Annotated in this window: 9 protein-coding genes; 8 read left to right on the forward strand and 1 reads right to left on the reverse strand. The window is 68.7% G+C overall.

Annotation, left to right across the window (positions count from 1 at the left end; translation table 11 throughout):
- Nucleotides 1-585: 585 nt before the first annotated feature.
- The 8 genes from hrcA (at nt 586) to GXY15_10580 (ending at nt 11243) form a co-directional block, all read left to right on the forward strand.
- Complete coding sequence (gene hrcA, locus GXY15_10545; protein NLV41651.1) at nt 586-1626, forward strand: heat-inducible transcription repressor HrcA; 1041 nt, start codon at nt 586-588, stop codon at nt 1624-1626.
- 34 nt (nt 1627-1660) lie between these two features.
- The gene (locus tag GXY15_10550) at nt 1661-2335 is read left to right on the forward strand and encodes a nucleotide exchange factor GrpE (protein NLV41652.1); all 675 of its coding nucleotides are present in this window, start codon (nt 1661-1663) and stop codon (nt 2333-2335) included.
- A 15-nt stretch (nt 2336-2350) separates the two neighbouring features.
- The gene (dnaK, locus tag GXY15_10555; GenBank protein NLV41653.1) at nt 2351-4246 is read left to right on the forward strand and encodes a molecular chaperone DnaK; all 1896 of its coding nucleotides are present in this window, start codon (nt 2351-2353) and stop codon (nt 4244-4246) included.
- Between the two features lie 27 nt (nt 4247-4273).
- Complete coding sequence (dnaJ, locus tag GXY15_10560) at nt 4274-5419, forward strand: molecular chaperone DnaJ (GenBank protein ID NLV41654.1); 1146 nt, start codon at nt 4274-4276, stop codon at nt 5417-5419.
- A 98-nt stretch (nt 5420-5517) separates the two neighbouring features.
- The gene (locus tag GXY15_10565) at nt 5518-6882 is read left to right on the forward strand and encodes a glycosyl hydrolase (GenBank protein ID NLV41655.1); all 1365 of its coding nucleotides are present in this window, start codon (nt 5518-5520) and stop codon (nt 6880-6882) included.
- A gap of 34 nt (nt 6883-6916) precedes the next feature.
- Nucleotides 6917-8599 carry a CocE/NonD family hydrolase gene (locus GXY15_10570; protein ID NLV41656.1) on the forward strand — a complete coding sequence of 561 codons (1683 nt, stop codon included), beginning with the start codon at nt 6917-6919 and terminating at the stop codon, nt 8597-8599.
- Nucleotides 8600-8901: 302 nt separating this feature from the next.
- A complete protein-coding gene (locus GXY15_10575) occupies nt 8902-10107 on the forward strand; it encodes a Gfo/Idh/MocA family oxidoreductase (GenBank protein ID NLV41657.1) in 1206 nt (401 codons plus the stop codon).
- Between the two features lie 260 nt (nt 10108-10367).
- Nucleotides 10368-11243 (forward strand): hypothetical protein, encoded by an 876-nt coding sequence (locus GXY15_10580; protein ID NLV41658.1) that lies wholly within the window; start codon nt 10368-10370, stop codon nt 11241-11243.
- A gap of 119 nt (nt 11244-11362) precedes the next feature.
- On the opposite strand, the gene GXY15_10585 is transcribed toward GXY15_10580, so the two are convergent.
- A complete protein-coding gene (locus tag GXY15_10585) occupies nt 11363-12874 on the reverse strand; it encodes a carboxypeptidase M32 (GenBank protein NLV41659.1) in 1512 nt (503 codons plus the stop codon).
- Nucleotides 12875-12925: the final 51 nt, after the last annotated feature.

The raw sequence follows: 12925 nt of genomic DNA on the forward strand, positions 1-12925 counted from the left end.
CTTTCCCTCCTCCGCGCCTCTGCGTTGAGTCGCCTCCATCCCTAAGCCGCGCCCCCCCCTGCCGCGACGCGCGGGCAAGCCCGCACGAAGAAAGGCGGCGGCAAGCCACCACGGCGACCGGACGCGCCCCGCACAAGCGTCGTCCGCAGCCGCCTGTTGCGGCAATCTGCGCGATCTGCGGACTGTCCCCGAATCGCCGGATAAGGAATGACCGATAATTCACGTGAGAGAAAACGTGCCTTGTGAATTCGCGCCGAATGCCTCTGGGGCGGCGCGCATGCCCGTTCACCCACGGGATGCGACAGACTTGGGGTGTTCCGGCACGAGATTGCTTCACTTCGTTCGCAATGACGTGTGTTTCCGCGTCATTGCGAACGAAGTGAAGCAATCTCGTGCCCGCCACCGCTCCGGCTCGCGTCCATCTTATCCGTCTATCAGGACTGTCCCCCTGATTTGACCCCGGCGCGTTTCTGTGGTAGACTCTTGGAGACTGTTAGCACTCTCGCGCACTGAGTGCCAAACCGTGCCGCCGGCGACGGTTGCCGCGCGGGCGGAGTGCGTGCGCAACAGGATGCGGGCCGCGCCATGCAAAAACACCCGGAACTGACGGATCGGGAGCGGGAAATCCTGCATGCCGTGGTGAACAGCTACATCATCTCGGCGGAGGCGGTGGGTTCCCGGACCGTGGTGAAGCGCTTCGGCATGGAGCTCAGCCCGGCCACGGTGCGCAACGTGATGTCCGACCTGGAGGAGATGGGGCTGCTGGAGCAGCTCCATACCAGCTCGGGCCGCGTGCCGACGGGCGCGGGCTACCAGTACTACATTGACCATCTGATGCGCGTGCAGGAGCTTACGCTGCGCGAGCGGCGGCGGATTGAGGAGGAGTTGTCGGAGCGCCTGGACGACGCGGACGGCGTGCTCCGTCGGGCGAGCCACCTGCTGGCGCTGGTGTCGCACCATGCGGGCCTCGCGGAGACCCCCGCGGACAAGGCCGCGGTGGCGATGCGCGTGGACCTCGTGCGCGTGGGGCCGGCGAAGCTGGCCATGCTGGTGGTGGACAATTTCGGGCGCGTGCGCTCGGTGATGGCCCAGGTGGCCAGCCCGATGGAGGACACGGAGCTCGAACAGTTGAACCGGTTCATGAACGAGCACCTGCACGGCGCCCCGGTGGACCAGCTTTCGGTCCGCGTGGAGGAGCGCCTGCGGCTGTACCTCGACGAGCAGCGGCGGCTGGCCCAGCGCGCGCTGGAGGTGCTGGAGCTGCTGCCCCGGCGCCCCCAGGGCATGCTCATCGTGGAGGGCACCTCGCAGCTTTTGGAGCAGCCCGAGTTCCAGGACATGCGCCAGGCCCGCGACGTGTTCAACCTCCTGGAGGAGCGCGAGGAGCTGCTGGGGCTGCTGCGGTCCGCCTCCGACGAGGGCGGGCGCAGCGCGGTGTTCCTAGGCGGCGGCGCGCGCAAGCTGGAGGGCCTGGGCCTCGTGGCCGCGCCCTACGAGGTGGACGGCCGGAAGGCGGGCATGATCGGCGTGCTCGGGCCGCGCCGGATGCACTACTCGAAACTGACCGCCGTGGTCGAGTACACGGCCGGACTGGTCGGCCGGATCCTCACCCGGCTTTCGGGCTGAAACGGCCCGCGGAAAGACCGCGAAAAGGAATGTGATGGCGGACGAAAAGGACGAAAGAGAGCTTGCGGACAACGCCCCCGTAGAGGACGCGCCCGAGGCGTTTCCCGGCAGCTGCGGCTGCGACTGCGACTGTTCCGGGGCCTGCGCGGACTGCGCCGCCCCCCCGGAGGAGCCGGACCCCCTGGATGTGCTCGCGGGCGCCCTGGCGGCCTCGGAAAAGGAGCGCGTCCTGTACAAGGACCAGCTCCTGCGCGCGCGCGCCGAGTTCGACAACTACCGCAAGCGCGTGGCGCGCGACGCGGAGCAGCTGCGCCGCACGGCGGCCCAGGACCTGCTGCGCGACCTGCTCGCCGTGGCGGACAATCTGGAGCGCGCCCTGGAGCACGCCGGCGTCTCCGACGACGGCGGGGTGGCCGAGGGCGTGCGGATGGTTCTGCGCCAGATGCAGGACCTGATGGCGTCGCGCGGCGTCGCCGGCATTCCGGCGGCGGGCGAGGCTTTCGACCCGAACCTGCACGAGGCGCTGGCCATGCAGCCCTCGGACGACTGCCCCGCCGGCATGGTGCTGGTGGAGTTTCAAAAGGGATACACCCTGGACGGCGCGGTGCTCCGCCCGGCCAAGGTCGTGGTCAGCAGCGGACCCGCGGAGGCGGCGGACACGCCGCCCGCCGGAGACGCGTCCGCTGAGACTCAAGAGACAAACAACTAGAGGAGCAAGATAAGCATGAGCAAGGTAATCGGCATTGACCTGGGAACCACCAACTCCTGCGTGGCCGTGATGGAGGGCGGCGAGCCCGTCGTCATCGCGAACGCCGAGGGCAACCGCACCACCCCGTCCGTCGTGGCCTTCGCCAAGGACGGCGAGCGCCTCGTGGGCGCGGTGGCGAAGCGCCAGGCGGTGACCAACCCGCAGAACACCGTTTTCTCCATCAAGCGCTTCATGGGCCGCCAGCACGGCGAGGTCGGCTCCGAGGAGAAGCTGGTGCCCTACCGGGTCACCTCGAGCCCGTCGGGCGACGTGCAGGTGGAGGTCGGCGGCCGCACCCACCGTCCTCCGGAAATCTCCGCCATGATCCTCCAGAAGATGAAGGAGACGGCGGAGTCCTATCTGGGCCACCCGGTGACCCAGGCCGTGGTCACCGTGCCCGCCTACTTCAACGACTCGCAGCGCCAGGCCACCAAGGATGCCGGCCGCATCGCCGGGCTGGAGGTCCTGCGCATCATCAACGAGCCCACGGCGGCGGCGCTGGCCTACGGCCTGGAGAAGAAGCGCGACGAGAAAGTCGCCGTCTACGACCTGGGCGGCGGCACCTTCGACGTGTCCATCCTCGCCATCGGCGACGACAGTTTCGAGGTGCTCAGCACGAACGGCGACACCCACCTGGGCGGCGACGACTTCGACCAGCGGATCATTGACTGGCTGGCGGAGGAGTTCATGAAGGACCAGGGCATTGACCTTCGGAAGGACCCCATGGCCCTCCAGCGCCTGAAAGAGGGGGCGGAAAAGGCGAAGTGCGAGCTGTCCTCCGCCATGACCACGGACATCAACCTGCCCTTCATCACGGCGGACCAGAGCGGCCCGAAGCACATGAACTACACCCTCACCCGCGCCAAACTGGAGCAGCTCTGCGACGACCTGCTCCAGCGCACGAAGAAGCCCTGCTTCCGCGCCCTGGAGGACGCCGGCCTCACGGCGGCCCAGGTGGACGAGGTCATCCTCGTTGGCGGCATGACCCGCATGCCCGCCGTCGGCCGCATCGTGAAGGACACCTTCGGGAAGGAGCCCCACCGCGGCGTGAACCCCGACGAGGTCGTCGCCATCGGCGCGGCCATCCAGGGCGGCGTGCTTTCCGGCGAGGTGAAGGACGTGCTCCTGCTCGACGTGACGCCGCTCTCCCTGGGCATCGAGACCCTCGGCGGCGTCTGCACCAAGCTCATCGAGCGCAACACGACGATCCCGGTGACCAAGCGCCAGGTCTTCTCCACCGCCGCCGACGGCCAGACCGCCGTGACCATCCACGTGCTCCAGGGCGAGCGCGAGATGGCCTCCGACAACCGCACCCTCGGCAAGTTCGACCTCCTCGGCATCCCCCCCGCGCCGCGCGGCGTGCCCCAGGTGGAGGTCTCCTTCGACATTGACGCGAACGGCATCGTCCACGTCTCCGCCAAGGACCTAGGCACGGGCAAGGAGCAGGCCATCCGCATCGAGTCCTCCAGCGGCCTGTCGGAGGAGGAGATCAAGCGCATGGTCGGCGAGGCCGAGCGCCACGCCGGCGAGGACAAGCAGCGCCGCAGGCTGGTCGAGGCGAAGAACAACGCCGACGCCATGGTGTACCAGACCGAGAAGGGCCTGAAGGAGTACGGCGACAAGGTGGCCGACACGGACCGGAAAGCCGTCGAGGACGCCCTGGAGACGCTGCGCCAGGCCGCCAAGGGCGACGACGCCGACGCCATTGAGTCCGCCCTCAGCGGGCTGACCTCGGTGTCCCACAAGATGGCCGAGGCCATGTACGCCCAGGCCGCCCCGCAGGGCGCGCCCCAGCCCGAGCCGGGGCAGGGCGCCGGGGACGCCATGGACGCGGACTTCACGGTGAAGGACGGGGACGACAAGAACAACTGAGGCCCCGCCGGCCCACGGTGACGCAGCATGGCGAAGACGAGGGACCTGTACGAGATACTGGGCGTGGCCAAGGGTGCCAGCCAGGACGAGATACGCAAGGCGTATCTCAAGCTGGCGCACAAGTACCACCCGGACAAGACCGGCGGCGACAAGGCCGCCGAGGAGAAGCTCAAGGAGATCAACGGGGCCTACGATGTCCTGAAGAACCCCGAGAAGCGGGCCCAGTACGACCAGTTTGGCTCCGCCGACGGCCAGCCCTTCGGCGGCGGCGGATTCGGCGGGGCGGGCGGATTCGGCGGATTCGGCGGCGGCGAGGGCGGCGGGTTCGAGGACCTTTTCGACATGCTCTTCGGCCAGGGCGGCGGCCGCCGCGGCGCGGCAGACCGCACCCGGCGCGGGGCGGACCTCGAGGGCGCGGTGCGCGTCTCCCTCATGGAGGCGGCCCACGGCACGAAGAAGATTTTCTCCTTCAACCGGGCGGAGCCCTGCGCGGACTGCGGGGGCGCCGGCGCGGCCAAGGGTTCCAAGCCTGAAACCTGCCGCCAGTGCGGCGGCTCCGGGCAGATACGCGCGTCCCAGGGCATCTTCAGCGTCAGCCGCACCTGCCCGGTCTGCAACGGCCGCGGCCAGGTCATCGCGTCCCCCTGCCATGCCTGCGGCGGCGCGGGGGTCCGGCGCGCCCGGCGCGAGCTGAACGTGGACATTCCCCCCGGCGTGGACGACGGGCAGCGCCTGCGCGTGCAGGGCGAGGGCGAGGCCGGCCGGAACGGCGGCGGGCGCGGCGACCTCTACATCTCGATCCAGGTCGAATCCCACCCGCTTTTCACGCGCAAGGGCACCACGGTCTACTGCGAGGTGCCCGTCACCTTCGGCCAGGCCGCCCTTGGCGGGTCGGTGGACGTGCCCACCCTCCACGGCATGGTCTCCGTGAAAATCCCCGCCGGGGCCAAGACCGGCACCCAGCTCCGCATCCGCGGCAAGGGCATGCCCGACCTGCGCGGCTATAGCCACGGCGACCAGGTGGTCCTTGTCCGCGTAGAGGTCCCCGTCAAGCTCTCGCGGAAGCAGACCTCCCTCCTGGAGCAGTTCGAGGCCGAGGGCGACGCCAAGACCTACCCCGATGTGGATGCCTTCCACCGCGCCGCGCGCGACGCCATGAAGCCGGGGAAGTAGGACGCCCGGTTCAGTCCCTTCGTGACTTGAGGCGCGGAAGCCCGGTGGCGTACCATGTCCGCGTCCCCGTTTCCCGGGGACAAAACAAGGGCTGAGGCATGGTTCCGGATTCACGCATGACCCCCGCGGCGGTGGCGCCGTTTGTGGACCGCTTTCTCTCCGTCGCGGAGGGGAAATGCGCCCGCCTTGCGCGCAAATGGATGGACGGCCGCGGCGGCATGGGCGCGCCCGTGTTCACCCGCGCGGGCAAATACACCGCCCGCGGCTGGACCGAATGGACCCAGGGTTTCCTCTTCGGCGGCCCCCTGCTTGTCTTCGACGCCACGGGCGACCGCGCCTCCCTTGACGCCGGCATCCGGGGCACCCTGGACCGCATGGCCCCCCACGTCAGCCACACCGGCGTCCACGACCACGGCTTCAACAACGTCTCGACCTACGGCACCCTGCGGCGGCTGATCCTGGAGGGGAGGGTCCCGGACCACGGCGGCATGCTGGCGCAGTGCGAACTGGCCCTGAAGGTTTCGGGCGCGGTGCAGGCCGCCCGGTGGACCGCCACCACCGAGACCGGCGGCGGCTACGTCTACTCCTTCAACGGCCCCCACTCGCTTTTCTGCGACACCATCCGCTCGTGCCGGAGCCTTGTGCTCGCGCACCAGCTCGGCCACGCGCTCATGGGCGAGAACGACCGGCCCGTTTCCCTCCTTGACCGCGCCGCGGCGCACATCCGCAGCACCCTCGCGTGGAACGTCTTCCACGGCGAAGGGCGCGACCTCTACGACGTGCCGGGCCGGGTCGCCCACGAGAGCCTCTTCAACGTGAACGACGGGAAGTACCGCTGCCCCTCCACCCAGCAGGGCTATTCCCCCTTCTCCACCTGGACCCGGGGGCTGGCGTGGGTGCTCCTCGGCTGCGCCGAGCAGTTGGAGTGGTTCTCCCGGCCCTGCGTGCAGTTCGAGGGCAAGGCCGCCTTCCTCCGGGAAATGGAGCGCGCCGCCCGCGCCACGGCGGACTTCTACCTGTGCCACAGCTCCGCCGACGGCATCCCCTTCTGGGACACCGGCGCGCCGGGTCTGGCGGCGGGCGTCGCTGACTACGCGGGGCCTTCGGACCCGTGGGACGGGCCGGAGCCCGTGGACAGCTCCGCCGCCGCGATCTCGGCCCAGGGCCTGATCCGGCTCGGCCTGCGCCTGGGCAGCAGGGGAAGCGGCTATCTTCGGGCCGGTCTCGGCGTGTCCCGCACGCTGTTTTCGCCGCCCTACCTCTCCGAAGCCCCGAAACACGAGGGGCTCCTCCTCCACTCCGTCTATCACCGCCCGCGCGGCTGGGATTATGTTCCCAAAGGCCGGAGAATCCCCTGCGGCGAGTCCTCCCTGTGGGGGGATTATCACGCCCTCGAGCTGGCGGTTCTGGTCAAGCGGCTCGCCCGCCGGGAGCCCCCGGCCACGTTCTTCGCCGGAGGGTGAGCACCGGACGGGTGGGCATTAAGGAGTGCGGGAGATGAAGAGGTTCTTTGGGTGTCCCCTGCGCGCGGCGGCAGTCTCGGCCGCCGCCGTCCTGTTCGCCGCGGGGGCCGTGGCCGGCCCCATGTTCTCCAGGGACCTGCGGACCACCGCCGGCGTGTCGGAGTACCACGACGTGCCGATGACCGACGGCACGCCGCTGGCCACGGACGTCTATCTCCCGGACGCGGGCGGCGGCCCCTGGCCCGTCATTCTCCTCCGCAACACCTACACCCGCAACATGAACCTCAACCGCTATGTGAACGACGGCTATGCCGCCGTGGTCCAGGCCCCGCGCGGCCTCCACGGCAGCGGCGGCGAGGCCCACGCCTTCTATTACGACGGCTGGCGCGAGGGGCTCACGGACGGGGCGGACACCGTCGCCTGGGTGAAGAAGCAGCCCTGGTGCAACGGAAAGATCGCCACCACCGGGGAGTCCGCCCTGGCCATGGTCCAGATGCTCATGGCCCCCGTCACGCGCGATGTCGCCGCCCAGTACATCTACCTGACCCCGGCCAATTTCTACTTCGAGGTCGTCTATCCCGGCGGTGCCTTCCGCAAGAACCTGGTCGAGGGGTGGCTCACGCTTCTCGGGCAGTATGACGTCGCCGCCGTCTACCGGGGCCACCCGGTCTATGACGACTTCTGGTCCTACTACAACGTCGTCGCCCGCGCGAAGGACATCACCGCCCCCGCCGTCTTCATGGGCGGATGGTACGACATCTTCCAGCCGGGCACGGTGGACGCCTTCATCTCCCGCGAGACCGAAGGCGGCGAGGGCGCGCGCGGGAAGAACTACCTCGTCATGGGCTGGCGCACGCACAACAACGACTCCTCGCCGGACTACCAGTTGCCCTCTAGGGACCCCGCCGTCAGTTCAGGGGACATCGCCAACCGCCTGTTCTCGCATTATCTCAAAGGCGATGAGAAAGCCCTCGACGGCATCCCCAAGGTGCAGTACTACGTCATGGGCGACGACCGCGACCCCAATGCCCCGGGCAACGAGTGGCGCACCGCCGAAACCTGGCCCCCCTTCCCGACAGAGGAGGCCGCCTTCCACCTCGCCCCGGACGGACTGCTCTCCCGCGACGCCGTGCCCCCGGCCGGGTCGCTGGAGTTCACCTTCGACCCCAAGAACCCCGTGCCCACCCTGGGCGGTGCCAACCTCCTGCCCAACCTCAAGGCGGGGCCCTATGACCAGCGCAAGGTTTCCAGCCGCCCGGACATCCTGAAGTTCGCCACCCCCGTGCTGGAGGCACCCGTCGAGACCGTCGGACGCCTCCGCGTCACCCTCTACGTCTCCTCCGACGCCCCTGACACGGACTTCACGGCGAAACTGGTGGACGTCTTTCCCGACGGCGACGGCCGCGAGATCAACGTCCTCGACGGCATCCGCCGCGTCAAGACCCGCGACGGCTACGACAAGGTGACCCCGCCCCTCACCGGCCCCGGCCAGGTGGTCCGCCTCGACATTGACCTCTGGAACACCGCCTGGGTCTTCAACAAGGGCCACCGCATCGCCGTGCATATCTCCAGCAGCAACTACCCCAAGTTCGACGTCAACCCCAACACGGGCGCAGATCACCCCGAACCCGGCGCCGAACTCCGCAAGGCCCAAAACCGCGTCCACTTCGGCGGCGACACCCCCAGCGCGCTGTGGCTGCCGGTGAAGAAATCGTAAGTCGCTGGGTGAGGAAAGGGAAGCAGGGTGTCCGGAGAGAAGGCATCCCGACAAGAGATTGCCACGTCGGCCGGGGCGGCCGACTCGCAATGACGGGCCAAACGGCGGCCTTCCGCTGAACCGGCCCTCAACGCGTCATTGCGATGGAGCGAAGCGACTGAAGCAACCTCGTTCTCGGCACGGCCCCCGGTCTCACAGCGGCCTATCCGGCGATTCGGGGAAATAGACACGCTTGACTGCCGTGGGATGCCCGCCGCAGAATGGCGGCACAAGGGCGCGGACACCACGACAGGAGCAAGCCCATGAGCGGACCATCCATCACCAGACGGGGATTCATGGGCGGCGTGGCCGGGGCGGCGGCGGCGCAGATGGTGCGTGCGGCGGCGGCGCAATCCGCCGACACCGGCGCGAAGGTAAAGGCGGGACTCATCGGCGTGGGCGGGCGCGGCAACATGATCGCGCAGCTGGTCGAGGCCCACGGGGGCTACGAGCTCACAGCAGTGGCGGACTATTTTCCCAAGGTGGCGGAGGAGGCGGGCCGGCAGTTCAACGTGCCGGAGAAGAACCGGTTCAGCGGGCTGACGGGGTATCAGCGGCTGCTGGAGAGCGGCGTGGAGGCGGTCTTTCTGGAGACGCCGCCCTACTGTTTCCCGGACCATGTCGAGGCGGCGGTGGCGGCGGGCATCCATGTGTACATGGCGAAGCCCGTGGCGTGCGACGTGCCGGGGTGCCTGCGCGTGGCGGAGGCGGCCAAGCGCGCGAAGGACGCCGGGCGGTGTTTCCTGATTGACTTCCAGACGCGGACGGACCCCTTCTTCATGGAGGGCGTGGACCGCGTTCACCGGGGGGAGATCGGCCCCCTCGGCCTGGTCAGCTCCCTCTACACCGACGAGTCGTTCTCCGACCCGCCCCTCACGGACACCGTGGAGAGCCGTCTCCAGCACCTGATCTGGGTGAATGACGACGGTCTGGGCGGCGGCTATCTCGTGAACGCGGGCATCCACGCCGTGGACGTGGCGCTGTGGCTCGCGGGGGGTGTGCCCGTCAGCGCCGTGGGCGCGTCGCGCATCGCCCGGAGCGACCCGCACGGCGACTCCCATGACGTCTACTCCGTGACCTATGAATTTGCCGACGGCCTGATCGTGAACCACCGGGGCGAGCACCTGCGAAACAAGTTCGACTTCCACTGCGACTGCGTCGCCCACGGGCGCGACGGCTACCTGGAATGCGGCTACTCCAACAGCGTGGCGCTGCATGGAAAACAGGACTGGCCGGGCGGCAAGGTGGAGGACCTCTACCTCGTCGGCGCGCGCCGCAACATCGCGTCGTTCCACACGGCCATCGTCAGCAAAGACGCGTCCAACCCCACCGTGGAGCCCAGCATCCACGCGAACCTCGCGGTCATGCTCGGGCGCGAGGCCTGCCTGCGCGGGTCCCGTGTCACCTGGGACGAAATGATCAAGGAGAGCCGCCGGATCGAGCCCGACCTGCGCGGCCTCAAGGCATAGGGAGAGTTGACATGAGTCTTGTCCCTGAAAACGCCGGACATTGTTGTGTGTTTGGGATGTCCCTGGAGCGTTGCGAAGACGGGGTAGCCGCGTTCGCCGGGATGTTGGCGGGCAAGAGATTGCTTCGCTTCGCTCGCAATGACACGAAAACAAGCGTCATTGCGAGGGAGCGAAGCGACCGCGGCAATCTCGTTCCCGCGAGCCCCACACGCTTCCCGCGCGCGGGCTTTTTGTTCAGTCCCCTTCTTGTGCTCTTGGCGATGACTGCGGCATTCGCGGATCCTGCGGCCCTGGTCTTCACGCAGGCGGGCCCGGAGACCTATGCCTTTGACACCGGGGTTCTGCGGGGCGGCCTGCGCGCCGAAGGCAAGTCTGTCGGCCTGCTGGCCTTTGAGCACACCGCCACAAAAACCCGGCTGGACGGCAACGACTACGGCCTCATGAGCCATTACCGCGTGTTCACGGCGAACAGGCGCTACGGCGGCGGCGCGTGGTACTGGCCCAGCACGTCACGCCTGCTGCCCGGCGGCGCGGTTGAAGTGCGCTGGGCTCCCGAAGAGGGCCGTCCCTTTGAGATGACCGCCGTCTACCGCTGGGCCGCCCCGGACACCCTGGACCTCACGACCTCCGTCACGGCAAAGGAGGACCTGAAGGGCTTCGAGTCCTTCCTGGCGTCCTATTTCACCAAGGACTTCCCCTCGGCCACCGTGTGCGTGAAGGACGGCCCGGAGGGCAAACCCGCCTTCCGCAGCACGCCGGAAAGTGCGGGGCCGTGGCAGGTTTTCCCGCGCGACGCGGCCGCCGTCGCCCTCATCCAGGACGGACGCTGGAAGATTGAGCCGAACCCCGTGGACTGGGCAGTCCGGGACGAGCTGTACGCCCCGCTCATCATCCGCCGCAATCAGGACACGGGCGTGTGCGCCGTCTTCATGGCCCCGCGCGAGGACAGTTTCGGCGTCATGTCCCCCTGCGAGGGTGAGGCCCACTACTCCTGCTACCTGAACCAGATCGGCCGCGACGTCAAGGCCGGAGAGACGGTCTCCGCGCGGGCCAGGCTCGTGGTGCGCCCCCTGGCCAAAGACGAGGAGGCTCTGGCGCTCTACGACGCCTATCTCCGGGAACTCGCGGCGCCGTGAAGAGGGCTGTCGGACAAGTCAGACCGGTCCGACTTGTCCGACCTGTCTGACGTTTCCCGCTCATCCGACCGATCGGACCGATCCGACCGATCGGTCTGATTTCTTCCTCCGGACTCCCCTCACCCCAGCCCGTAGAGCGCCGCGTATTTCTCCTCGAGGTACCGCAGGAAAGGCTCCGGCGTGGGGGGCTGGCCGGTGACCTCGGTGAGAAGCTGGTCCGCCGCGACCGCGCGGCCGCGGGAATGCACATGCTTCCGGAGCCAGCCGAGGACGTCCCAGAACTTCCCCTGCGCCACGCCGTCCCAGAGGTTCGACAGGTCCTGCTCCATCTTCTCCATGAGCTGGGCCGCGTAGAGGTTGCCGAGGGCGTAGGTGGGGAAATAGCCGAAGGAGCCGTGGGACCAGTGGATGTCCTGGAGGCAGCCGCGGGCGTCGTCGGGCACCTCGCAGCCGAGGTAGAGCCGCATGCGCTCGTTCCACAGCTCGGGCACATGCTCCGCCTCAATGCTTCCCTCGATCAACGCCGTCTCGATCTCGAAGCGCAGGATGATGTGCAGGTTGTAGGTGCACTCGTCCGCCTCGACGCGGATAAGCGACGGCTCGACGCGGTTCGACGCGCGCCACACCTGCTCGGGGGACAGGTCCTCCGGAGCGCCGGGGAACACGGAGCGGACCCGGGGCGTGTAGTGCCGCCAGAAGGGCAGGCTGCGCCCGACGATGTTCTCCCACAGGCGCGACTGCGACTCGTGCATGCCCAGAGACGGCGCGTCGGCCAGAAAGGTGCGCCGGTAGCGCGCGGGGAAGCCCTGCTCGTAGAGGGCGTGCCCGCCCTCGTGGACCGAACTGGACAGCGCGGAGAGAAAGTCGCGCCGGCTCACCCGCGTGGTGACACGCACGTCCTCCGTGTCAAAGGAGGTGGTGAAGGGGTGGACCGACTTGTCCTGCCGCCCGGCCTCGAAGTCGAAGCCCATGTCCCGCAGCACCTCCTCGGTGAGCCGGAGCTGCGCCTCCTCCTCCCAGTCGCGGTTCATCCAGGCCGTGTCCGGCTGGAGGGGGGACTCCACGATCCGGGCGACCAGCGCGCCCTGGCGCTCCGCGAGGGTGTCAAAGATGGGTCGCAGCCGCGAAGCGGTCATGCCGCGCTCATAGTCCTCCAGGAGGGCGTCGTAGGGCGACTCGGCGTATCCCAGGCATTCCGCCTTCTCCCGCGCGAGGGAGACCAGGCCCGCGAGGTGGGGCAGGAACTCGCCGAAGGCGGACTCCGACCGCGCCCGCACCCATGCGTGGTAGGCGCGGCTCTGGGCCTGCGCCATGCGGTGCACCAGCGACTCCGGCAGGCGCGCCGCCCGCTCCAGGTCGCGCGCCGTCTCGCGGACAAAGTCGTTCTCGCCCAGCGACAGCTCGGACGCCTCGGCGGTCAGCTCGGCCACCAGGTCGCGCATTTCGGAACTGGTGAACAGGCGGTGCTCCAGCGCCGCGAGCGTGGCGATCTGGTGGCCGCGGGCCTCGGCCCCCTTCGGAGGCATGCACACCTCCTCGTCCCACTGGAGCAGCGCCAGCGTGCGCCGCAGATCCACCACCTCCCCCGTCTTCCGGAAGAACAGCTCCATCTTGTCGGTCAATGAGGACATGTCTTGCTCCACAGCCTTTGGGGACACCGCTTAAACGATAGCACAGTGTGC

The organism is Candidatus Hydrogenedentota bacterium (genome assembly GCA_012730045.1).
In the GTDB taxonomy this organism is placed as follows: domain Bacteria; phylum Hydrogenedentota; class Hydrogenedentia; order Hydrogenedentales; family CAITNO01; genus JAAYBR01.

What these genes read in the sequence shown, in the direction of transcription:
- hrcA (NLV41651.1), top strand. Translation starts at nt 586, where the DNA reads ATGCAAAAACACCCGGAACTGACGGATCGGGAGCGGGAAATCCTGCAT.
- GXY15_10550 (NLV41652.1), top strand. Translation starts at nt 1,661, where the DNA reads ATGGCGGACGAAAAGGACGAAAGAGAGCTTGCGGACAACGCCCCCGTA.
- dnaK (NLV41653.1), top strand. Translation starts at nt 2,351, where the DNA reads ATGAGCAAGGTAATCGGCATTGACCTGGGAACCACCAACTCCTGCGTG.
- dnaJ (NLV41654.1), top strand. Translation starts at nt 4,274, where the DNA reads ATGGCGAAGACGAGGGACCTGTACGAGATACTGGGCGTGGCCAAGGGT.
- GXY15_10565 (NLV41655.1), top strand. Translation starts at nt 5,518, where the DNA reads ATGGTTCCGGATTCACGCATGACCCCCGCGGCGGTGGCGCCGTTTGTG.
- GXY15_10570 (NLV41656.1), top strand. Translation starts at nt 6,917, where the DNA reads ATGAAGAGGTTCTTTGGGTGTCCCCTGCGCGCGGCGGCAGTCTCGGCC.
- GXY15_10575 (NLV41657.1), top strand. Translation starts at nt 8,902, where the DNA reads ATGAGCGGACCATCCATCACCAGACGGGGATTCATGGGCGGCGTGGCC.
- GXY15_10580 (NLV41658.1), top strand. Translation starts at nt 10,368, where the DNA reads ATGACTGCGGCATTCGCGGATCCTGCGGCCCTGGTCTTCACGCAGGCG.
- GXY15_10585 (NLV41659.1), bottom strand. Translation starts at nt 12,874, where the DNA reads ATGTCCTCATTGACCGACAAGATGGAGCTGTTCTTCCGGAAGACGGGG.